We start from the raw sequence: 22,462 nt of genomic DNA on the forward strand, positions 1-22,462 counted from the left end.
GTGACCCGTCGCCTCATCCTCCTGCGTCACGGACAGACGCACTACAACGCGTCGTTGCGTATGCAGGGTCAGTTGGATACCGAGCTCAGTGAGCTGGGCGTCCGGCAGGCTCATGCGGTGGGCCGTGTGCTGGCCCCGCGTCGGCCGTGGACGATCCTGTCCTCGGACCTGCAGCGGGCTCACGAAACGGCGCGGGCTCTGGCCTCGGAGGTGAGCTTGGAGGTGCATACCGACCGTAGATTGCGTGAAACGGATCTGGGGAGGTGGCAGGGGATGAGTCACTCCGAGGTCGACGCGCAGTGGCCTAACGCCAGGATGCAGTGGCGGAGCACCCCGCGCTGGGCCCCACCCGAGGGGGAGAGCAGGATCGATGTCGCCGCGCGGACCCGACAGGTCGTCGACGAGCTCCTCCAGACCTCAGCGGAATGGGACGAGCATCCCGCCGTGCTCGTGGCCCACGGTGGTGCGATCGCGGCGTTGACCGCTGCGTTGCTGGAGCTCCCGGTGGAGCAGTACCCCATATTCAACGGTCTGGGGAATACCTGCTGGGTGCAGTTGTCCGCCCACCGACGGCTCTCGGGCTCCGGCGAGGACACCCCCGGCCCCGAGGTGGCACCCACTACTGACGCCGCACGTGACGTGATCTGGCGCCTGGACCAATGGAACGCGGGCGTCACACCGTCGGAGGTGACATGACTGTCCGACTGGTCACTGACTCCAGCGCTGACCTACCCGAAGAGTGGACCCGGGAGTTCCAGATCACGGTAGTGGGTCTCCACGTGGTCGAGGAGGGCGACCGCGCGGTCTCCACAGCGGCCGTGACACCCGATCAACTCGCAGAGGTCTACGAGGAACTACTCGCGGATCCGGATTGCACCGGCGTCGTGTCGGTGCATCTGTCGAGTCAGCTCTCCCGCACCTGGCAGTCCGCGGCCGACGCGGCGACGAGGTTCGGGGGACGTGTCCTGGTGTCCGACTCGCGGTGCGCGGGGATGGCGTTCGGTGCCGCGGTTGCGCAATGTGCGTGGGCGGCGCGCAACGGTCTCGGACTGTCCGGGACATACGAACTCGCCGAGAGGCTGTGCAGGGGTGCGTCCACGTTCGCGGCCCTGGAATCGCTGGACAGTCTCCGCCGAGGTGGCCGGATCAGCGCTGTGGCGGCGATCTTTGGTAGCGCGCTCGCGATGCGACCGGTAATAGTTCTCCGCGGCGGGACGGTGGAGCTGGCGGCCAAGGCCCGCACTACCACCAAGGCGCACCAGCGGCTGCGTGCGTTGTTGCGGGACGAGATCGGTCGGGGCGATGTGCTGGTGGTGGTTCACCACCACGAGGCACCCGAGCGGGCCGAGGAGATGGCCACGGAGATCCGAAAAGAAACTCCGTTCCCGGAACGCGTGCTGATCGTCCAATTCGATGAAGTGCTGGGGTGGCACCTGGGCCCCGGAACTGTGGGTGTGTCCATCACGAGCCTGGATGACATCGAATTCCCCATCCCTCCGTTCTTTCCACAGCCGACAATCTGACCCCCGGAGCACGAAGCTGAACGGGGTGATCCACCGGCTAGGTTCGCGCCATGCGATCCGACACCCGGTCCCGCCCCGTCGGCCACGGCGATCCGGTCAGGGACCCAACGCAGGCCGCCGCGCTGGACAGACTTTCCACTGTGCTGGCACCGCCCCGGCCGATCAGCGACCCCGCGCCACCTACATCGACGAGGGAACCGGTGCCGTCAGGGGCTGGCGAGTCCGCGCCACCCTGGGCGGACATCGACCCCGACGGAGTACGCCCCGAACGGGTTCCTCCGGAGGACCCTGACCTCTCGGTTTGGGCCGATCCGCCGTGGTGGAATCGCATCCGGTGGGCGCCGGACAAGATCGCAGGCGTCGCGCTGGTGGTGCTCGTGGTGGCACTGGGCGTCTTCTCCGTCCACAGGCTGTTGGCTTCGGTGCCCGAGGCGGCGCCGGTTCCCGAGCTCCCGTTGGCAACACCGGGAGAGACGGTGCCGGCAGACGGAACCTCGGTGCCGGATCCGGCCTCGACCCTGATCACCACCGCGCCTCTGGCGGCGGCCGAGTCGTCGGAGGCCGAGGAGATCGTCGTGTCGGTGGTAGGTCTGGTGGGTCGCAGCGGACTGGTGACCGTGACACCGGGTGCGCGGGTCGCCGATGCCCTCGACAGGGCGGGCGGCGTCCTGGAGGGGGGAGATCGTGACGGCCTGAACCTTGCTCGCAAGGTAGTCGACGGGGAGCAGATCCTGGTCGGGCTAGCGCCCGGGCCGGACGGCCCCAGGGGCCCGCGCAGCGCCATCGTCGGTGCGGACGGCGGCGCAGGCCCGGAAGGTGTAATCGCCTCTGGTCCTGGTCCTGCACCGGAGGGGCCGGGCGGCGCCGCGGGGATGGTGAACATCAACACCGCCGATGCCACCGCGCTCGAGACACTGCCTGGCGTGGGACCGGTGACGGCCTCGTCGATCCTGGCGTGGCGTACGGCCAACGGGGCATTCGCGAGTGTCGATCAGTTGACGGAGGTGGACGGAATCGGACCGGCGACGCTCGCCCGCCTCCGGCCGCTGGTCACCGTATGAATTCGACGGGCCCCAGCCGAGATGCTGCCGGGCACGGCGCCGCCGCCTCGCACGCGCGGGGTGAGTTCGCTCAGCGGGTGCCGGCGGTGCGGGACCTGAGGCTGGTCGTGCCTACTGTGGTGGTATTCCTCGCTACGGCTGCAACTGCAGGTGCCCCGCCAGCCGTGTCGGCGGCCCTGTCCGTGGTGTCCGCTGGGGTCTCGGGTGTGGCACTCGTGTGGGCGTCCGGGCTCGGGGCCGACCGTGCGAAAACTGGCGGGCTGGACCGGGCTGCACTGGGGGTGCTGGCGATCGCGTGCGCGGTAGGGGCGGTGGCGGTCGGAGTCCAGGCGGCGCGGGCGCATGCGTTGGCCGCGCATCCGCTGGTGGGGCTGGAGGGTGCCCGCACAGGGATCGAGGCCGTGGTGACGGGTTTTGATCGCCCTGTCCGCAGCGGTGGTGTGATAGTCCCGATTCGGGTGGAGGTCACGGGGTCGGGAACCTCAGCTACCGCGGGAAATATCGATGTGGTGCTGTTGGCCCGCGACGGGTGGCGGGGGATACCGCCGGGAACACGGGTCCAGACATCGGTCACTGTGCTGGAGCCGATGGCCGCGGGGGGTCCTCCCGCGGTGCGGGCGATGACGCCCCCTCGGGTGACCGCGCAGCCGGGGCCGATGGGCACGATGCCGGCAGCGGTGAGAGAGCGGCTTCGCGTGGTGTCAAGACGCGCGCTGCGAGGGGAGGCGGTCGGTCTGTTGCCGTCATTGGTCCTCGGCGATGAGGGTGGGGTTTCCGCCGAGACACGTGGTGAGTTTCGGTCCTCCGGTCTGTCCCATCTCGCAGCGGTGTCGGGAGCCAACACGACATATGTGGTGGGGGCGGCGTTGCTTGCGGCGGCGGCGCTCGGAGTGGGTCGGCGTGGGCGGATCGTGGTGGCGGGCGTGGCTCTAGCGAGCTTCGTCGCGGTGGTGGGTCCCGAGCCGGCGGTGCTGCGGGCGGCGGGGACGGGTGTGATCGGTTTGGCGGCATTGAGCGCGCACCGGTCAGGGCGTCCGTTGGCGGCCCTGGCGGCGGTAGTGATGCTCGTGTCGTTATTGGATCCCGCCACGGCGACAGGAGCCGGGTTTGCTTTGTCGGTGACCGCGACCGCGGCGTTGGTGGTGGCGGCCCGGCCGGTGGCGGTGCGGATCCGGCGGCCCTGGATGCCCGGCCCCGTAGCGGACGTCCTGGCGGTGTGTGTGGTGGCGCATCTGGCTACTCTGCCGGTGCTGATCGCCTCGGGACTCGAGGCCGGGCCATGGGCGTTGCCCGCCAACATCGCGGTGGCGCCGGCTGTACCGATGGTCACGGTGCTCGGAACGCTGGCGGCTGCGGTGGGGCCGGTGTGGGAAGACGGAGCGGTTCTGCTCTCGGCCGCGTGCGCGCCCGCGCTGTGGTGGCTGGATGCGGTCGCGGGGGTCGTGTCGGCGCTACCGGGCTCGCCGGAGGTGGCGCGGGGATGACCGTCGGGCTGTCAGGGGGCGCCGGGCGGCGACGGTGTCAGGTCTGCGTGGCACCATGTCGTGAGAACAACTCGGGTCGTGAGAGCCCGGAGATGACGACGACGAGGAGGTCGCATGCCGACAGGGCCCGCTCCGGCTCCGCTGCATCTGGTGTTGGGGGAGGACGAGTTCCTGACCGAACGCGCGACCTCGGGCGTCGTCTCGACAGTGTGTGCCGCAACACCTGCGGGAGAGGACCCGCCGGTGGTTTCCCGTCTGGGTGGGCCTGATGTCACGGCTCCACAGTTGTTCGAACTTCTTTCCCCGTCACTATTCGGGGAGGCGCGCGTCGTGGTTATCACCGGTGCCGCGGAGCTGGGCAAGGATGCGGTGGCAGCCGTGCTCGGCGCGGCCAAGGACCTGCCCGAAGAGACGGTGCTGGTCGTGCAGCACACGGGCGGGGGCCGAGCCAAGAACTTGGTGGCGGACCTGCGCAAGGCCGGGGCCGAGGAGCACACGGCCGGCACGATCACGCGACATATGGACGTGGTGGGCTTCGTTCGGTCGGAGTTTCGCGGGCTGAAGGTCCGCGTCGCCCCGGAGGCGTGCGAGGCCCTGGTGGAGGCAGTGGGCACAGACCTTCGCTCGTTGGCGTCTGCGTGCGGTCAGCTCGTCGCGGACACCGGCGGCAAGGTCGATGTGGAGGCGGTGCGCCGCTATCACTCGGGCGTGGTGGGAGTCAGTGGCTTCACGGTGGCCGAGCGTGCGGTCACCGGTGACACGGCAGGCGCGATCGAGGCTCTCGAGTGGGCTATGCACACGGGTGTCCCGCACGTGGTGCTGGCGGATGCGTTGGCAGACGCCGTTAATTCAATCGCCATGGTCGGGACGCAACGCGGCGCCCCACCTGCGGACTTGGCCCGGCAGGGGTTGCCACCCTGGAAGGTCAAGAAAGTTGCTGCTCAAACACGCTATTGGTCGATCGAGACGCTCGGCAGCGCACTGCAGATCGTGGCGCGTCTCAACGGTGAGGTGAAGGGCATGGCGGAGGACTCATCCTATGCACTCGAGCGCGCGGTTCGCGCGGTTGGCGCGCTTTCGTCCGCCCGCTGATCCGCCCTCCGCCGCCCTGTTGAACCAGCTCACTCGTATTTCGTTCGACACCGTAAGTCGGGTGTCGAGGTTACGACGAAAGCCCACCCCGTGCGCACCGGGAGGTTGCGGGAGGTGGGCCTTCGGAGCCTCGACACATCGGCTCACCGACGTGGGGCTCGGGCGCTTCTCTCGGGGAGAGGAACGTCAGCTGCTCAGAGGGCGTTGACGGCCTTGGTGAGCGCCGACTTCTTGTTGGCGGCCTGGTTCTGGTGGATGACGCCCTTGCTGGCGGCCTTGTCGAGCTGGCGCGAGGTAGCGACGAGCAGGGCGCCGGCCTTCTCCTTGTCGCCGGCCTCGGTGGCTGCGCGCAGGTTGCGGATGGCGCTACGCAGGCCGGTCTTCACCGACTGGTTACGCTGGCGGTTGCGCTCGTTGGTGAGGTTCCGCTTGATCTGGGACTTGATGTTGGCCACTCGTCACACCTTTGGTCGTGTGTCGACGGCTCCACGAGGGGATCCCGCCGATCTGATGTCTTGTCGTCTTGTCCGGGCGAAAACGCAGTACGTGAAGCCGTAGTACGCAGTCCTGTGGACACCGACGACCCACTTTACCAGCGCCCACGTCACCGGCCAAAATGCGGACGCCGGGTCAACGCCAACCGTATTCGGCTCGGAGTCGGTCTGCGACCATGTCGAACTTCCTCTGCGGACAGATCGCTCCCTCGCGGCGGATGCCCTCCTCGGGGACATCCAGGACCCGGTCGAGGCGTACCCAACTCGGTCGGCCCTCCGAATCCCACGGACCGGATCCCATCGCGAGCCAGTCTCTGTCGTGGTCACGCTTGTCCTGCGAGGACAACTGGAGGCCGAGAAGGCGGTCGCCATCGCGGCCCACAACCAGGACCGGTCTGTCTTTGCCGCGACCGTCGTTCTCCTCGAACGCGACCCACGTCCACACGATCTCGCCGGGATCGGCGTGACCGTCGAGGTCGGGCGCGTAGACGATGGTGCGGGCCCGGCTCGAGGTGGGCACTGTCCCGGTGGTGGCCGGGCGTCCGCTCGTCCCGTTCTGCCGGGCGAGGACGGGGGAGCCGCCACGATCATCAATCCGCTTGCGCACCTCGCGGACGGCCGTCGGTCCGTACCTGCGGCCCATCCGGACCGCCTGCCTCCCCATCCGGGCCCAGTCGATTGCCATGTTCAACAGCGTAACCGCCCCTAGGATCGCAACCATGGACATGTTGTGTGCGGTGGTGTGGTCGCAGGAGCAGGCGGAGGTCACTGACCCGGGCGAGTCGGCGGAGGTGAGGGCGCGGATAGCGGAGATCCTCGAGGCACCGCTGTCAGACCTCGGGGCGAGTGAATACCTGATGAACGTCCGCGACGAGGCCGTGGCCGGCGCCGTGATCGACGTTCGGGTGACCCCGATGCCGGTGCTCGCCGTGATCCGTGTGCGGGTGCCCGTCGCTTCGGCGACCGCATGCGCGGGTGTTCTCGCCGCACTGCAGGAGGTCGGACCGGTGTCGGCGTGGTCGGTGACGGACTCGGAGGTGCTCGGACCACCGCCCCCCCGCTCCGACGGGCGGTGCGAGGGCATGGCCAATATCGCGTTCCTCCGACGCCCTGAGCGGATGGACCGCCACGACTGGCTGCGCATATGGCTCGAGGAACACACGACGGTCGCGATCGAAACGCAGTCCACCACCTCCTACACCCAGCACGTGGTGGTCCGACCTCTGACCGAGGACGCACCGGTGATCGAGGCGATCGTCGAGGAGGTGTTCCCGATCGAGGCTGCACGCGATCTCGGCGTGTTCTTCGACTCGCGCGGCAGTGACGAGAGGCTGAACGCCAATATCGCGGCGATGACGGCCTCCACCGGGCGGTTCCTCGACGAGGGCACCGTCGACGCGGTCCCCACCGGAAGGTACGTGGTGGGAGTTCCCGGCCGGAGCGTGTGACAATGGGGTGATCGCCCGGTCGGACGCAACCCAGCACTACCCGGGCCCGCCTCCAGGAGTGATCGAGATTCCCAACTTCGCAGAGACGACGTTCACCGATCCCGCCAAGATCAGGAACTTCTGCATCATCGCGCACATCGACCACGGCAAGTCGACGCTGGCCGATCGAATGCTGCAGCTGACCGGTGTGGTCGAGGAGCGTCTCATGCGCGCCCAGTACCTGGACCGCATGGACATCGAGCGCGAACGCGGGATCACCATCAAAGCGCAGAACGTCCGCCTGCCGTGGGTGCCCCGCTCAGGCGCGCACGAGGGCGAGGAAATCGTCCTGCACATGATCGACACCCCGGGCCATGTGGACTTCACCTACGAGGTCTCTCGCGCGCTCGAGGCGTGTGAGGGTGCGATTCTGCTGGTGGACGCGGCGCAGGGCATCGAAGCACAGACTCTGGCCAACCTGTACCTGGCCATGGAGAATGATCTCGAGATCATCCCGGTACTCAACAAGATCGACCTGCCGGCCGCGGACCCGGACCGGTTCGCCGAGGAGATCTCCCACATCATCGGTTGCGAACCCGCCGAGGTGCTGCGCGTCTCCGGTAAGACTGGCGACGGCGTCGAGGAACTGCTGGACAAGCTGTGCGAGACGATTCCGGCGCCGGTCGGCGATCCGGAGGCTCCGGCCCGCGCCATGATTTTCGACTCGGTCTACGACACCTACCGCGGCGTCGTCACCTACGTCCGTGTGATGGACGGTTCGCTCAGGCCGCGCGAGAAGGTCAGGATGATGTCCACAGGCAGCACCCACGAGGCGCTCGAGGTCGGGATCATCTCGCCGGAACCCAAGTCGACGACGGGACTCGGCCCCGGCGAGGTGGGCTACCTCATCACCGGTGTGAAAGATGTGCGGCAGTCGAAGGTGGGTGACACGGTCACCAGCGCCCGTAACGGTGCAGACGAAGCGTTGCCCGGCTATAAGGAACCCAACCCGATGGTGTTCTCCGGGCTCTACCCGATCGATGGGTCTGACTACCCGGTCCTGCGCGATGCGTTGGACAAGCTGCGACTTAATGACGCCTCTCTTGACTACGAGCCCGAGACCTCGGTTGCTCTGGGCTTCGGTTTCCGTCTGGGTTTCCTGGGTCTGCTCCACATGGAGATCACCCGCGACCGGCTCGAGCGGGAGTTCAACCTCGATCTCATCTCGACCGCCCCGAACGTGGTGTACCGGGTGGTCGCAGAGGACGGCTCGGAACACCAGGTCACCAACCCCTCGTACTGGCCGGAGGGCAAGCATCGTGAAATCTACGAACCGATCGTCAAGTGCACGATCATCGTGCCGAGTGAATTCGTGGGCACCACGATGGAGCTGTGCCAGTCCAAGCGTGGGGAAATGAAGGGCATGGATTACCTGTCCGAGACTCGGGTCGAGCTGCGTTACGTGATGCCGATGGGCGAGATCATCTTCGACTTCTTTGACTCGCTCAAGTCCCGCACCAAGGGCTACGCATCCATGGACTACGAGGAAGCCGGCGAGCAGATGTCCGACCTGGTCAAGGTTGACATCCTTCTGCAGGGGGAGGCGGTGGACGCGTTCTCCGCGATCGTCCACCGCGATTACGCGCAGGCCTACGGCAACAAGATGACCGTGAAGCTCAAGGAGCTCATCCCCCGTCAGCATTACGAGGTTCCCGTGCAGGCGGCGATCGGATCCAAGATCATCGCCCGCGAGAACATCCGCGCGATCCGCAAGGACGTGCTATCCAAGTGCTACGGCGGTGATATCAGCCGTAAGCGCAAGCTGCTGGAAAAGCAGAAGGAGGGCAAGAAGCGTATGAAGTCAATCGGTCGTGTGGAGGTGCCCCAGGAGGCGTTCGTGGCCGCGCTGTCGTCGGATTCAAACTCCGACAAGAAGTAGGGCACTAGGCTGCCACCGCTTGCGTGGTCTGCGTGTTGATATCCGCCAACCGGTTGCCGCACTGTTAGTGCCATGCCCTCGTCCTTCGCGGAGTTAGAGGCCACCCCAGCCATCGGTGTGTCCGTCTGGGTGCTCGCGGCACTCGTGCTGGCCGCGTTCGTCGCCGGTTGGGTGGACTCGGTCGTCGGAGGCGGAGGATTGATCCAGCTCCCCGCGCTGGTCATCGCCTTGCCTTCCGACGCCACGACCCCGCAGGTGCTGGGCACCAATAAACTGTCGTCGGTCGCGGGGACGCTAATCGCCACCGCGACGTACCTGCGCAGGATCCGGGTACCGGTGGCGATGGTGTTGCCGCTTGTAGTGGCTGCTTTCGTGGGCTCCGCGGCGGGGTCGTCCGTAGCCCGGTTTATCCCCAAAGAGGCGCTCACCCCGATCGTGCTGCTGGCCGTGGTCGCGGTGGGGGCCTATACCTACTTCAAACCGTCGATGGGGCGGACACACGAGGAGCGCTACACGGGGTGGGCGCGGGCGTGGCGGTCTGCCCTCATTGGCGTGGTGGTGGGGTTCTACGACGGAATCCTCGGCCCCGGTACGGGCTCGTTCTTCGTCATCGCAATAGTCGCGTTCCTCGGCTTCGGCTTCCTCCAGGGCACGGTCGCGGCCAAGCTGGCCAACCTGACCACCAACATCGCCTCGATCCTGGTCTTCGGCTTGCATGGCGAGCTGCTCTGGGTCATCGGCGGCTGTATGGCGGTGGCAAACCTGAGCGGCGGGTTCCTCGGGGCGCGGATGGCCATGCGGCACGGTAACGAGTTTATCCGCACCGTGTTCCTTGTGGTTATCGCGATTCTCGCGACCAAGCTTGCTTGGGATACAGCCGTCCAGTGGTGGTGAGTCGACCGGGCCGGGCGAGCGAGGTCGCATAGCCGGCGGACGTAGACTGACACACATGACACCTCCGAGTTCAGAGACGTCGCCTCATCCGCTGCTCGACGAGTCCCCGCTGCCGTACGGGTTGCCGGACTTCGCCGCGATCGACGATGCGGACCTGGAGCCGGCGATCCGCACGGCGATCGATGACCACGCGGCTGAGATCGCTGCCGTCGTCGACAACCCGGAGCCGCCGACCGTCGAGAACACGGTGATCGCACTCGAACGTTCGGGGCAGGCCCTCGACCGGGTGCTGTCGACTTTCTACGGGCTTTTGGGTCCGGACGCCACGCCGGCCCGACGTGACGTGGACCGTGTGGTGTCGCCGCTCCTGGCAGCCCATCACTCGGCGGTCATGACTGATCCAGGCCTCTACGCCCGTGTGGACGCGCTCCACTCAGCACTAGAGGCAGGGTCGTTGGATGTAGCTGATGAGACAGCGCGCCTCGTCCGCCGTCACCACCGCGATTTTCTGCGGGCCGGTGCCGCGCTCGACGACGAGGCCCGCGCCCGACTCACCGCGATCGATACCCGCCTTGCAGAGCTCACAACCCTCTTCGGCGAGAACCTGCTGGCCTCGACCAGTGAGCTCGCCGTGTCCGTCACCGACGAGGCCGAACTCGACGGGCTGCCGGACTCCATGAGGTCGACGCTGGCGGCGACCGCCGCCGACGCCGGACGCGAGGGTTGGCTAATCCCGCTGGGGCTGCCGACAGTCCAGCCGATCAGCGCCTGGCTCGACCATGAAGGCCTGCGGCGGCGCGTGATGGAGGCGTCCCTTCGGCGTGGGTCCACTCCGGACCATGACAACGGCCCGATCGTGCTGGAGATCGTTCGGCTGCGTGCCGAGAGGGCATCTCTGCTCGGGTTGACCTGTCACGCCGATCATGTACTCGCAGTCGAGACCGCAGGCACACCGGACGCCGCCCGGGGACTGCTTCTCGACGTGGTGGACGCCGCAGTGACGAACGCTCGAAACGAGGCCAAAGACTTGCTCGGCGGTGAGGATCGGGAGCTGAATCCGGCTGACTGGGCGTGGGAGTCCGAGCGTTTACGTTCCGAGCGATTCCGGGTTGATGACGCCACAGTGCGCCCCTTCTTCGAGCTCGAACGGGTGCTGCGCGACGGTGTCATGCACGCGGCGTCGAGTCTGTACGGACTGCGTTTCGTGGACCGTCCTGACCTGACCGGATTCCTGCCCGATGTCCGCGTGATCGAAGTGTTCGACGATGTGCGCAGTGAGCGCGACGCAGGGATCGGTCTGTTGCTGCTCGACTACTACGCGCGTCCGACCAAGCGGGGCGGGGCGTGGATGAGCTCGTTCCGCGACCAGTCCCGTCTCCTGGATTCGCGGCCCGTCGTCGTCAATGTCATGAACCTGGCACGTCCCGCGGCGGGGGAGCCCACTCTCCTCACGATGGACGAGGTCACCACGATGTTCCACGAGTTCGGGCACGCACTGCACGGACTGCTCTCCGACGTCGAGTACCCAGTCTTCTCCGGAACCTCGGTGCCCCGTGACTTCGTCGAATTCCCGTCCCAGGTTAACGAGATGTGGGCGCGCCGCCCGGAAGTGCTTGAGAACTACGCGCGGCATGTGGAGTCCGGCGAGTCGATCGACGAGGACCTGGTCGAGCGGATGCGGGAGGAGCGTTTCGGTGAGGGGCAGGCGACCGTCGAATACCTGGCCGCCGCATTGCTCGACCTGGCTTGGCACTCGCTGTCGCTGGAGGAGGCCCGCGCGGTCACGGATGTCGACGAGTTCGAGTCGACTGTCCTCGCCGAGGCTGGCCTTGACGTGCCGGGGATCGAACCCCGGTACCGGTCCCGGTACTTCCAGCACATCTTCGCCGGCGGTTACTCCGCTGCCTACTACTCCTACTTCTGGGCGGAGGTCCTCGATGCGGATGCCGCCGAATGGTTTGCCGAGCGCGGGGGACTGGAGCGTTCTTCCGGTGACGCGATGCGGCGTGAGGTCCTCTCGCGTGGGGGCTCGATCGAATTTCTCGAGGCCTACCGCCGGATGCGGGGCTCCGAGCCGAGTCCGGCCGCGCTGCTGCGTCGGCGTGGTCTGGATTCCTCGGTGGTCGGAGGCCGTGAAGCCGCTGCTGCCGCACGGACGTAGGATCGCCCGATGACGGCGTTCCTGCAGTTCTGGGACAAGGTCGAGCTCTGGCTCGTGACCCTGCCGTTTCCACTGCAGGTGATCATCATGCTCACGATGGGGGTCCCGCTGTTTCTCCTTGCCGCGGTAGTGGTGGAGAAGGTGGCGGACGAAGTCGTCCACAGGTTCCGGGGGCTCGCAGCTCCGCGGTCCGCAGAGACCGGGAAGGAGGTCCGCTGATGCCCCGGTCGCGTGTGACTCTCGCCCTGGTTTTGCTCATCGCGTTCGTCGTGATCGCATGGTTGATCATCGAGGTTCTCTGACTCAGTGCGCTCAACCGGACAATGCCCGCCGTGGAGCGCATTCCCGAAGTACACTCCCCCCATGCAGCGCTTGAGTGGACTTGACGCCAGCTTTCTTTACTTTGAGACGAGGGCCCAGCTCCTCCATGTGAGTGGGCTGATCGTCCTGGACGTATCAGAGATGAAGGGCGGCTATTCGTATGAGGCGTTGCGTCACGAGTTGAGCCGTCGGGTCACCGGGATGCCGGGCTTCCGCCGCAAACTTCACGATTCGGTCCTCAACGTCGACCACCCGGTCTGGGTCGAGGCCGATGACTTTGACATCGACCATCACCTCCACCGGGTGGGGATCCCGGCCCCGGGTGGGGATCATGAGCTTGCCGAGCTGTGTGCGCATTTGGCTAGTCAGCCGATCGACCGTTCTATGCCGCTGTGGCAGATGTACGTCATCGAGGGGCTACCGGACAACCAGGTAGCGGTCTTCGCGAAGATGCACCATTCGACCGTGGACGGCGTCACCGGCGCCAATATGATGTCTCAACTGTGCACTCTCACTCCCGACGACCCGTCGCTTGACGAGGACCTGGTCAACGAGACCGCCGGCGGGTCCGGTGCACTCGAGCTCGCGGTGGGCGGCGCGCTGTCCCGTTTGGCCACGCCATGGCGACTTGCTTCGCTCTTGCCCGGAACCCTCGGGGTGTTGCCGTCGTGGATCAACCGGGCGCGCAAGGGTTTGGCGATGCCGGCCCCGTTCACCGCCCCGCGCACGCCCTTCAACAGTACGATCACCGGCCACCGTTCGATCTCGTACACCAGCGTCGCTCTCGATGACATCAAGCAGGTCAAGAATGCATTTGGCACCACCGTCAACGACGTGGTGCTGGCGATCTGTTCGACCGCGCTGCGCAGCTACCTGGAGGATCTGGACGAGCTGCCCCGCAAGCCGCTGATCGCGATGGTGCCGATGTCAGTGCATGCAGCCGAGTCACGGCCGGGAACGAACCGGGTGTCGGGGATGTTTATGTCCCTGTCGACCGATATCGACGACCCGGTGGAGCGTCTCGAGGCGATTCGAGACGCGAATATCGTAGCCAAGGACCACACCAACGCTCTTGATGCGAACCTGCTCACAGACTGGGCGCAGTTCGCGGCGCCCTCGGTGTTCGGGTCGGCGGTGCGGATGTACTCCAGGCTCAGGCTCTCCGAGCGTCACCCCGTGGTGCATAACCTCGTCATCTCGAACGTGCCCGGCCCCAACTTCCCGCTGTATTTCCTGGGCGGGAAGATCGACAAGATGTTGCCGCTGGGGCCGGTGTTCCACGGGGCCGGACTCAACTGCTCGGTGATGTCGCTCGACGGCAAACTGCACTTCGGGTTCATCGGCTGCAAAGACCTCGTCCCCGATCCCTGGCCGCTGGCGAACGCGGTCGAGGACGCATTGGCGGAATTTGTCCGGGCGGCGTCCGAGCGCGAGAAGAGTGGTGTGCCCGCGGTCGAGCCCAAATCGGTGGCTGAATTAGGCCAGGAGCGCAAAGACCAGCGCAAGTCCGACCGCCAGACATCCAAGGCGTTGGCTCACGCGGATGCCGCCGCAGCCTCCGACTCAGGCGACGAGGGGAAATCGGAGACGGCAGCCGTTACCACGGCTCCGGCCAAGAAGGCTCCGGCCAAGAAGGCTTCGGCGCAGAAGGCGGCTGCGAAAAAGGCACCGGCGAAGAAGGCTGCCGCGAAGAAGGCGCCGGCTAAGAAATCTCCAGCCAAGAAGGCTGCCGCGAAGAAGACACAAGCAACGAAGTCGGCGGCCAAGCCGGCAGGGAGCAAGCCCACGGCCGCAAAGCCCACCGCGACAAAGTCCGTCGGCGGGACGTCTGCGTCTGCGTCCTCGTCCTCGTCCTCGCCCACGACCGCAGGGCAGAAGCAGGCTCGGCACGGTGGCGAAACCGGCACGGGCGCCGAGTCCGGTCAGGCGTGACGAACACGGCTCACGGCGCAGCCGGTATCGCGAACTCTCCGCCCGAACGTGATCCGGGGACACCATTCGGTATCTACCTGCACGTCCCATTTTGCTCGACGAGGTGCGGCTACTGCGATTTCAACACGTACACCGCAGGGGAACTCGGTTCCGCGACCTCACCCGTCGACTGGGAGCGAGCTGCAGCCCTGGAGATAGAGCGGGCCGCGGAGGCACTCTCGCGGTCAGGGACGCCGCCTGAGGTCGACACGGTCTTCGTAGGTGGCGGCACACCGTCGCTCGTCGGGGCGGATGTTCTGGTGGCGATGCTCGCACGGATAGACGCGACCTTCGGTCTCGCGCCGGGCGCCGAGGTGACCACGGAGAGCAACCCGGAGTCCACCTCGCCCGAGTTCTTTGCCCGCCTTCGCGAGGGTGGATACACCCGCATCTCTCTCGGTATGCAGTCGACGGCGCCGCACGTACTGAAGATCCTGGACCGGACACACACTCCGGGACGGCCTCAGAAAGCCGTGGCAGAGGCGCTGGGCGCAGGATTCGAGCACGTCAATCTAGACGTGATCTACGGGACGCCGGGGGAGACCGACGACGACCTCGCGCGCACCCTCGACGCCGTGGTCGGGGCCGGTGTGGACCACGTTTCCGCCTACTCGCTCATCGTGGAGGACGGCACCGCTCTGGCCCGCCGTATCCGCCGGGGTGAACTCCCCGGGACCGTCGAGGACGTATTAGCCGACCGCTACGAACAGGTCGCGGACCGCCTCTCGAGTGCGGGTTTCCACTGGTACGAGGTCTCGAACTTCGCCACCGATGAATCCGGCTACTGTCGGCATAACCTGGGCTATTGGCGGGGCGGCGACTGGTGGGGTGTCGGGCCCGGTGCCCACTCCCATCTTGCCGGTGCGCGGTGGTGGAATCTCAAGCACCCCGCCAGGTACGCAGCTGCATGCGACGCTGGTGAGCTTCCGGTCGACGGCGGGGAGAAGCTCGACGACGACGACCGCCATCTCGAGCTGATCATGACAGGACTCCGGCTCGCGGAGGGGCTCGGGGATTCTGCGTTCACCACCGAGGAGCGGCGCCGCGCGGACGAGCAAGTCGAGGCGGGGTTGCTGCGTCGACGGAACGAGCAGGACGCCGGTGGACCCGGTTATGCACTGACAGAAGCGGGCCGGTTACTGGCCGACGGGGTCGTGCGCGACATCCTCCTCTGAGCCGACCACCCGGACACTGGCCTAGAATCGGGGACCGGAGCCACGCGAGGAGGAGGAATCGATGTCGAGTTCGGCCGATCGTAGGACCGATGTCCTGCGCGCGATCGTCTCCGACTACATCGCCTCGCACGAACCCGTCGGTTCCAAGGCGCTCGTCGACCGTCATTCACTGGGCGTGTCCAGTGCCACGATCCGCAATGACATGGCGGTACTGGAGGCGGAGGGCTTCATCGTCCAGCCGCACACCAGTTCCGGTCGCGTACCCACTGAGAAGGGCTACCGGCACTTCGTGGACTCCATCGAGGAGATCACGCCACTGTCACGGGCCGAACGCCGCGCGATCCGCGCGTTCCTCGAGGGTGCTGTGGACCTCGATGATGTCCTCCGGAGGGCGGTGCGATTGCTCTCGCAGCTCACCCGCCAGGTCGCCGTCGTCCAGTACCCGGTCCTGGGCCGCTCCACGGTGCGTCATCTCGAGGTGGTCAGTCTCACCCCCACCCGGCTTCTCCTGGTGCTCATCACGGACACCGGGCGGGTCGACCAACGGACGGTTGAGCTGGCCACCCCGCTGACCGAAACGCACCTCGGCGAACTGCGGACGCTGCTCTCGGAGGCTGTTGCGAACAAGAGACTGTCCGACGCGTCGGCGGCGCTCACCGCGACCGCCGAGGCGGCACGATCTGAATACAGGCAGGCGGCCGAACGCTGTGTCACGGTCCTCGTAGACACCCTCGTGGAGCAACCCGACGACCGGATCGTCCTGGGCGGGACAGCCAATCTCACCCGGAGCGCCGCCGACTTTGACGGGTCGCTGCGCTCGGTTCTCGAGGCCCTCGAGGAGCAGGTCGTGATTCTGCGTCTACTCACCACCGGGCAGACCGTGGGCATGACCGGGACCGCCGGGGTCACAGTCCAGATCGGCGAGGAAACCAAGGCCGCCGAGATCCGGGGCGCCTCAGTGGTCTCCTCCGCCTACGGGGTTGAGGGGGAGGCTTTCGGCGGGATGGGGGTGCTCGGGCCCACACGGATGGACTACCCGGGAACAATCGCGTCGGTCGCCGCTGTTGCCCACTACGTGGGCGAACTCCTCTCCGGACACTGACGCCCGTACGCTCTTCGAGAGCCACATCAACTACTTGACGAAAGGCCACACGTGTCACGCGACTACTACGGGACCCTCGGGGTCGATAGGGGCGCCTCGGAATCTGAGATCAAGCGCGCCTACCGCAAGCTCGCACGCGAGCTCCACCCCGACGTCAACCCGTCGGACGAGGCACGTGAGAGATTCAGCGAGATCACCGCGATCTACGAGGTCCTTACCGATCCCGAGAAGCGTCGCATCGTCGACATGGGCGGCGACCCCCTCGAGTCCGGTGGCGGCGGTGGATACGGCGGCGGCTTCGGCGGCGGCGGCGGCTTCGGTGGGGGAGGCCTCGGTGACGTGTTCGAGGCGTTCTTCGGCGGCGGTGGCGGCGGCGGTGGTCGTGGTCCCCGCAGTCGCGTGCAGCCCGGTTCCGACGCGCTCATCCGTGTGAGCCTGGACCTGGCCGAATGCGCCACCGGTGTGACCAAGGAGATCAAGGTCGACACCGCCGTCCTTTGCGAGGTCTGCCACGGCAAAGGCTCCACGAGCGACAAGCCCCCTGCCAAGTGTGGGATGTGCCAGGGCCAGGGCGAGATCCAGTCTGTACAGCGGTCACTGCTGGGCAACATCATGACCAGTCGCCCGTGCCCCACCTGCGCCGGGACCGGTGAGATCATCACCGATCCCTGCGGTGAATGCACCGGTCAGGGGCGTGTCCGCAAGCGTCGTACCGTCTCCGCAAAGATTCCCGCCGGTGTCGGGGACGGCATGCGCATCCGTCTGTCGGGTCAGGGTGAGGTCGGTCCAGGCGGCGGGCCCGCCGGCGACCTCTACATCGAGGTCGACGAGCGCACCCACCCGGTGTTCGTCCGCGACGGCGAGGACCTGCACTGCACGGTCCGGGTCCCCGTGGTTGACGCCATGCTCGGCGGCAGCGTCGAACTGGAGACCGTCGTGGGCGACCCTCTGGATATCGAGATCCCGGCCGGCACCCAGCCCGGACACACGGTGACCTTGACCGGCCGGGGAATGCCTCGCGTCCGCGGTGGTGGCGCCGGGGATCTGACCGTCCACATGGAGGTCGTGATTCCCGAGAAACTCGACCGCAAACGTCGTGAGCTCGTCGAGCAGATGCGCAGGCTGGACGGCGACTCGGCCGAGGTGGTCAACGAGGACACGGCCCGCCGCGGTGGCCTGTTCTCCCGCCTACGCGACGCCGTGGCCGGTCACTGACGGACATGACCCCGCCCCTGTTCCGCGCAGAGTCGGTCCCCGCCGTCGGCGGGACCGTCGTCCTCGACGGCCCCGAGGGCAGGCACGCAGGGTCCGCCCTGCGCGTGCGGCCAGGGGAGACCGTGCGGGTGGGCGACGGCCGCGGTGTCGTGGCTGTTTGCCTGGTGACCGGTTCGGCCTCCGGCAGGGTGGAGGCCGAGGTGGTGGCCCGCGATGAGGTCTCGCACCCCATGCCCGCAGTGACGATCGTCCAGGCACTGCCCAAGTCAGAACGCTCCGAGCTGGCCGTCGAACTGGCGACAGAGGCCGGGGCCGACAAGATCATCCCGTGGCAGGCCGATCGATGTGTCAGCCGCTGGACTGGTCCGAAGATCGACAAGGGCCGTACCAAGTGGATCAACGCCGCCCGCGCCGCCGGTAAGCAGTCGCGCAGGGCATGGGAGCCGGAGATCGGTGAACTGCTCGACTCGACCGCACTCGCCGGGTTCGTCGCGGACGAGACCTCGGCTGGCGTCCGGGCCCTCGTCCTGCACGAGGACGGGGCCGCCGGATTCGCAGACACGGTGACGGCGGGACCGGTCCCGGAGCGGATTCTCCTCGTCGTCGGGCCCGAGGGCGGCGTCTCCGACGCCGAGATCGACGCACTGACAGGCGCCGGCGCCGACGCGGTCGTCCTGGGCCCCGAGGTCCTCCGAACCTCCACCGCTGCGGCCGTCGCGTTGGGCGCGCTCGGAGTTCTCACACCGAGATGGGCCCGCACGGGGACTACACTCGACTCGACCACACCACGAAACGGGAAGTGATCCACGTAAGCACTCCAGACAGCGACGCAGGCCTCAACGCGACCGCCGCGGACAACGGCGCCCGGCACGACTCTGGCGACTCACCCGTCCGCACGGCCGTTCAACTTGACCCGGATCTGGCCATGGCGGTGCTCGGGGCCGCCGATTCCAACCTGCGCACGCTCGAAGAACTCCTCGAAGCCGACCTGCACGTCCGGGGCGGCACCATGACCATCTCGGGCTCCCAGCGGGCGGTCGATACGGCCTCCCGGGTCGTCTCAGACCTGCTGCGGCAGGCGGGCAGAGGGGTGGAGATCACGCCGGCGTCAGTGCGACGCTCCGTGGAGATCCTCGCCGGCTCCGCGCCGCTCACCCCCCAGGAGGTGCTGGGGACGGAAGTGCTCTCGCGCCGGGGCGGGATGATCCGCCCCAAAACCCTCGGGCAGAAGCGGTACGTGGACGCGATCGACGACCACACCATCGTGTTCGGCCTCGGACCGGCGGGCACCGGCAAGACCTACCTGGCTATGGCCAAGGCGGTGGCCGCGTTGCGCGCCAAAGAGGTCAGCCGCATCATTCTCACCCGGCCCGCGGTCGAGGCCGGGGAACGCCTCGGCTACCTGCCCGGCACCCTCCACGAGAAGATCGACCCTTACCTGCGGCCCCTGTACGACTCGCTACACGACATGATGGACCCCGAAGCCATTCCCAAACTGATGGCTGCCGGAGTGATCGAGGTGGCACCGCTGGCCTACATGCGCGGTCGGACCCTCAACGACGCGTTCATCATCCTCGACGAGGCCCAGAACACCACGCCCGAGCAGATGAAGATGTTCCTCACGCGCCTGGGCTTCGGCTCCAAGATCGTGGTGACGGGCGACATTACTCAGATCGACCTCCCCGGTGGGCAACGCTCCGGGCTGAAGGTCGTCCGCGAGATCCTCCGTGGGGTCGACGACATCAACTTCTCCGAACTCACCTCACGAGATGTCATTCGCCACTCACTGGTCGGAAAGATCGTCAACGCCTACGCAGAACATGAAGGGCGCCTCGATCGGGGCGCCCGAAAAACCGACACACACGAGCCCAGGGAGAAGCGTCGCCGATGAGCATCGAGGTCGCCAACGAGTCGGGCGTGGAGGTCGACGAGGCAGAACTCATTGACGTGGCCGCGTTCGTGATCGCACGCATGGATGTCCACCCGGCCGCCGAGTTGTCCATCACGCTCGTCGACAAGGACACCATGGCAGACCTCCACGTGACATGGATGAACCTGCCCGGCCCCACCGACGTCATGAGCTTTCCGATGGACGAACTCACCCCCGGCGGTCGCCCTGACCTGCCGGAACCCGGTCCGGCGATGCTCGGCGACATCGTACTGTGCCCGGCTTTCGCCGCTGACCAGGCCGCCAGCTCCGGCCATCCGCTGGCCCACGAACTCGCGCTTCTCACCGTCCACGGGTGCCTGCACCTGCTGGGATACGACCACGCCGAGCCAGCCGAGGAACGGGAGATGTTCGGGCTGCAGAACGAGTTGCTGGGCGAGTGGTACGACCATCGCGAAGGCGCCCCGGTCGGGGACGCCTGACCCGTGGACGGCACCCTCATCACGGCCCTCGCGGCCGTACTTCTCATCCCTGTCGCGGGCCTGTTCGCCGCGATCGACGCCGCGTTGAGCACGGTGTCCGTGGCCCGTGTCGACGAGATGGCCAAAGACGGCCGCTACGGCGCCCCCCGGTTGGCTCGCATGCTGGACAACCGGGCGCGGTATATCAACGTCACGGTCCTGCTCCACGTGCTGGCTCTGGTGGCGGCCGCCGTGCTGTTCACCGTCGTGTTCTCGGACCTTATCGATTCGTCCGCGTGGGCGCTGACCGTCGCTATCACCGTCACCACCATCGCCGGCTACGTCGTAGCCGGCGTGGGGCCTCGCACCCTCGGACGTCAGCACGCCTACACAATTGCTCTGGGCGTCTCGACTCCGTTGGCCGTGATCAGCATCGCTTTGGCCCCGGTGGCCACGCTGCTGGTCAGTGTGGGTAATGCCGTCACCCCGGGTGGCGGCTTTCGCAACGGGCCCTTCGCCTCCGAGATCGAACTCCTCGAGATCGTGGACATGGCCCGCGAACGCGGAGTGGTGGCCGACGACGAATCCCGCATGATCCAGTCCGTGGTGGAGCTCGGAGAGACCACCGCGCGCGAAGTCATGACGCCGCGGACCGAGATGGTGTGGATCGAGTCCGACAAGACAGTCGGGCAGGCAGCCCGGCTGACGGTGAAATCCGGCTACTCCCGGATCCCGGTGGTGGACGGCGACGACTCCGACAACGTGGTGGGCGTGGTCTACCTGCGCGACATAGTGGCCCGCCTGGACGACCCGGACGGACGAGCAGCTCCGGTCGCGGATGTCATGCGACCTGCAGTCTTTGTCCCCGACTCCAAGCGGATAGATGACCTCCTGGCCGAGATGCAGCGCGATCACAATCATCTGGCGTTACTGGTCGACGAGTACGGCGGAACCGCGGGCCTCGTGTCGATCGAGGACATCCTCGAGGAGATCGTCGGCGAGATCGTGGATGAGTACGACACCACCGAGGTGCCACCCTTTGAAGAACTGGAGGACGGCCGCTACCGGCTGTCCGCCCGACTTGGGTTGGACGAGGTGGCGGAGATTTTTGACATCGACTTCCCGGACGAGGTGACCGAGGAGGTCGAGACCGTCGGCGGGTTGATGGCGCTCGAACTCGGTCGCGTCCCGCTGCCCGGCGCGCACGTGGTGACCACCGGACTCGAGCTCCGCGCCGAGGGCGGTAACGACAGGCGGGGGCGGGTCAAGGTGATCACGGTGGTCGCACAACGTGTTGAGACCTCCACCGACGAAGATTTCAGAAACGACGAGGAGAACCGATGAGTACCCCCGAGGGACACAGGAGCGGGTTCGTCAGCTTCGTGGGCCGGCCCAACACCGGCAAATCCACGCTGACCAACGCACTGGTCGGCGAGAAGATCGCGATCACCTCGTCGAGACCCCAGACGACCCGACACGCGATCCGTGGCATAGTGCACCGTCCCGACGCCCAGATCATCCTGGTCGATACCCCCGGACTGCACCGCCCGCGCACTCTGCTGGGGGAGCGGCTGAACGCCCTGGTGGAAGACACGTACTCCGACGTCGACCTCATCGGAATCTGTATTCCCGCCGGGGAGCGGATCGGCCCCGGAGATCGCTGGATCCTGGAACAGGTCCGCAAGCTCTGTCCCAACACTCCGCTACTGGGGCTGGTCACCAAGATCGACACGGTTTCCAAGCAGAAGGTCATGGAGCAACTCATGGCGGTGTCGAAGTTCCTCGGCCCCGACAGCGAGGTGGTGCCGGTTTCGGCGGCGTCGGGTGAGCAGGTGGACGTGGTCGCAGACGTCATCGCAACCCTGCTTCCGGAGGGGCCGCAGTTCTACCCCGAGGACGTCATCACCGAAGAGTCCGACGAGTCGCGCATGTCCGAGCTCATCCGCGAGGCCGCGCTCGAGGGTGTGCGGGATGAGTTGCCGCACTCGATCGCCGTGTCGATCGAGGAGGTGCTACCCCACGAGGGGCGCGACGACATGGTGGACGTGCACGCCGTGGTCTACGTCGAACGGCAAAGTCAGAAGTCGATCGTGCTGGGCAAGGGCGGTTCCCGGATGAAGGAGGTCGGCACCCAGGCCCGCGCCGGCATCGAGGAACTCCTCGGCACGAAGGTCTATCTGGACCTGCACGTCAAGGTGCTCAAGGAATGGCAGCGCGACCCCAAGATGCTGGGGCGGCTGGGCTTCTAGCGCAC

The 22,462-nt window shown here is 66.9% G+C and carries 20 protein-coding genes and 1 pseudogene; 19 read left to right on the forward strand and 2 right to left on the reverse strand.

Annotated features, from left to right (window positions below; translation table 11 throughout):
- From ON04_RS04885 to holA, 5 genes are all read left to right on the forward strand, one after another.
- Nucleotides 1–696 (forward strand): histidine phosphatase family protein, encoded by a 696-nt coding sequence (locus ON04_RS04885; RefSeq protein WP_010540467.1) that lies wholly within the window; start codon nt 1–3, stop codon nt 694–696.
- The gene (locus ON04_RS04890) at nt 693–1,523 is read left to right on the forward strand and encodes a DegV family protein (RefSeq protein ID WP_010540468.1); all 831 of its coding nucleotides are present in this window, start codon (nt 693–695) and stop codon (nt 1,521–1,523) included. Before ON04_RS04885 ends, ON04_RS04890 begins: the two co-directional genes overlap by 4 nt.
- Nucleotides 1,524–1,723: 200 nt before the next feature.
- Nucleotides 1,724–2,584: a ComEA family DNA-binding protein gene (locus ON04_RS04895; protein WP_010540469.1), complete on the forward strand. Its 861-nt coding sequence runs from the start codon at nt 1,724–1,726 to the stop codon at nt 2,582–2,584.
- Nucleotides 2,581–4,068, forward strand: a complete 1,488-nt coding sequence (locus ON04_RS17180) for a ComEC/Rec2 family competence protein (RefSeq protein WP_081477126.1) — start codon at nt 2,581–2,583, stop codon at nt 4,066–4,068. The genes ON04_RS04895 and ON04_RS17180 overlap by 4 nt, the downstream gene beginning before the upstream one ends.
- 114 nt (nt 4,069–4,182) lie before the next feature.
- Complete coding sequence (gene holA, locus ON04_RS04905; protein WP_010540471.1) at nt 4,183–5,160, forward strand: DNA polymerase III subunit delta; 978 nt, start codon at nt 4,183–4,185, stop codon at nt 5,158–5,160.
- Nucleotides 5,161–5,354: 194 nt separating this feature from the next.
- Here holA and rpsT read toward each other — a convergent pair whose 3' ends face one another.
- Nucleotides 5,355–5,615, reverse strand: coding sequence for a 30S ribosomal protein S20 (rpsT, locus tag ON04_RS04910; protein WP_010540472.1), 261 nt, complete (start codon nt 5,613–5,615; stop codon nt 5,355–5,357).
- A gap of 175 nt (nt 5,616–5,790) precedes the next feature.
- Complete coding sequence (locus ON04_RS04915) at nt 5,791–6,339, reverse strand: type II toxin-antitoxin system PemK/MazF family toxin (RefSeq protein WP_029457763.1); 549 nt, start codon at nt 6,337–6,339, stop codon at nt 5,791–5,793.
- A gap of 34 nt (nt 6,340–6,373) precedes the next feature.
- Here ON04_RS04915 and ON04_RS04920 point away from each other — a divergent pair, with 34 nt between their 5' ends.
- From ON04_RS04920 to era, 14 genes and pseudogenes are all read left to right on the forward strand, one after another.
- Entirely contained in the window at nt 6,374–7,102 is a 729-nt protein-coding gene (locus ON04_RS04920; protein ID WP_010540474.1) for a hypothetical protein, read from the forward strand.
- 58 nt (nt 7,103–7,160) lie between these two features.
- Nucleotides 7,161–9,020: a translation elongation factor 4 gene (gene lepA, locus ON04_RS04925; protein WP_029457765.1), complete on the forward strand. Its 1,860-nt coding sequence runs from the start codon at nt 7,161–7,163 to the stop codon at nt 9,018–9,020.
- 72 nt (nt 9,021–9,092) lie between these two features.
- Nucleotides 9,093–9,914, forward strand: coding sequence for a TSUP family transporter (locus ON04_RS04930; protein ID WP_010540476.1), 822 nt, complete (start codon nt 9,093–9,095; stop codon nt 9,912–9,914).
- Nucleotides 9,915–9,969: 55 nt separating this feature from the next.
- Nucleotides 9,970–12,075 carry a M3 family metallopeptidase gene (locus tag ON04_RS04935; RefSeq protein ID WP_010540477.1) on the forward strand — a complete coding sequence of 702 codons (2,106 nt, stop codon included), beginning with the start codon at nt 9,970–9,972 and terminating at the stop codon, nt 12,073–12,075.
- Between the two features lie 9 nt (nt 12,076–12,084).
- Nucleotides 12,085–12,294 (forward strand): hypothetical protein, encoded by a 210-nt coding sequence (locus ON04_RS04940; protein WP_010540478.1) that lies wholly within the window; start codon nt 12,085–12,087, stop codon nt 12,292–12,294.
- Between the two features lie 144 nt (nt 12,295–12,438).
- A pseudogene (locus ON04_RS04945) lies at nt 12,439–13,803 on the forward strand (WS/DGAT/MGAT family O-acyltransferase); the annotation flags it as partial.
- Nucleotides 13,804–14,354: 551 nt separating this feature from the next.
- The gene (hemW, locus tag ON04_RS04950; protein ID WP_238529248.1) at nt 14,355–15,542 is read left to right on the forward strand and encodes a radical SAM family heme chaperone HemW; all 1,188 of its coding nucleotides are present in this window, start codon (nt 14,355–14,357) and stop codon (nt 15,540–15,542) included.
- A gap of 61 nt (nt 15,543–15,603) precedes the next feature.
- Entirely contained in the window at nt 15,604–16,644 is a 1,041-nt protein-coding gene (gene hrcA / locus ON04_RS04955) for a heat-inducible transcriptional repressor HrcA (RefSeq protein WP_010540481.1), read from the forward strand.
- 51 nt (nt 16,645–16,695) lie between these two features.
- Nucleotides 16,696–17,859, forward strand: coding sequence for a molecular chaperone DnaJ (gene dnaJ / locus ON04_RS04960; RefSeq protein WP_010540482.1), 1,164 nt, complete (start codon nt 16,696–16,698; stop codon nt 17,857–17,859).
- A gap of 5 nt (nt 17,860–17,864) precedes the next feature.
- The gene (locus ON04_RS04965) at nt 17,865–18,662 is read left to right on the forward strand and encodes a 16S rRNA (uracil(1498)-N(3))-methyltransferase (RefSeq protein WP_010540483.1); all 798 of its coding nucleotides are present in this window, start codon (nt 17,865–17,867) and stop codon (nt 18,660–18,662) included.
- A complete protein-coding gene (locus ON04_RS04970; protein WP_010540484.1) occupies nt 18,659–19,750 on the forward strand; it encodes a PhoH family protein in 1,092 nt (363 codons plus the stop codon). The genes ON04_RS04965 and ON04_RS04970 overlap by 4 nt, the downstream gene beginning before the upstream one ends.
- Nucleotides 19,747–20,229 carry an rRNA maturation RNase YbeY gene (gene ybeY, locus ON04_RS04975; protein ID WP_010540485.1) on the forward strand — a complete coding sequence of 161 codons (483 nt, stop codon included), beginning with the start codon at nt 19,747–19,749 and terminating at the stop codon, nt 20,227–20,229. The genes ON04_RS04970 and ybeY overlap by 4 nt, the downstream gene beginning before the upstream one ends.
- 3 nt (nt 20,230–20,232) lie before the next feature.
- Complete coding sequence (locus ON04_RS04980) at nt 20,233–21,552, forward strand: hemolysin family protein (RefSeq protein ID WP_010540486.1); 1,320 nt, start codon at nt 20,233–20,235, stop codon at nt 21,550–21,552.
- Nucleotides 21,549–22,457 (forward strand): GTPase Era, encoded by a 909-nt coding sequence (gene era, locus ON04_RS04985; protein WP_010540487.1) that lies wholly within the window; start codon nt 21,549–21,551, stop codon nt 22,455–22,457. Before ON04_RS04980 ends, era begins: the two co-directional genes overlap by 4 nt.
- The last annotated feature ends 5 nt before the right edge of the window (nt 22,458–22,462 follow it).

Source organism: Dietzia alimentaria 72, from assembly GCF_000226215.1.
In the GTDB taxonomy this organism is placed as follows: domain Bacteria; phylum Actinomycetota; class Actinomycetes; order Mycobacteriales; family Mycobacteriaceae; genus Dietzia; species Dietzia alimentaria.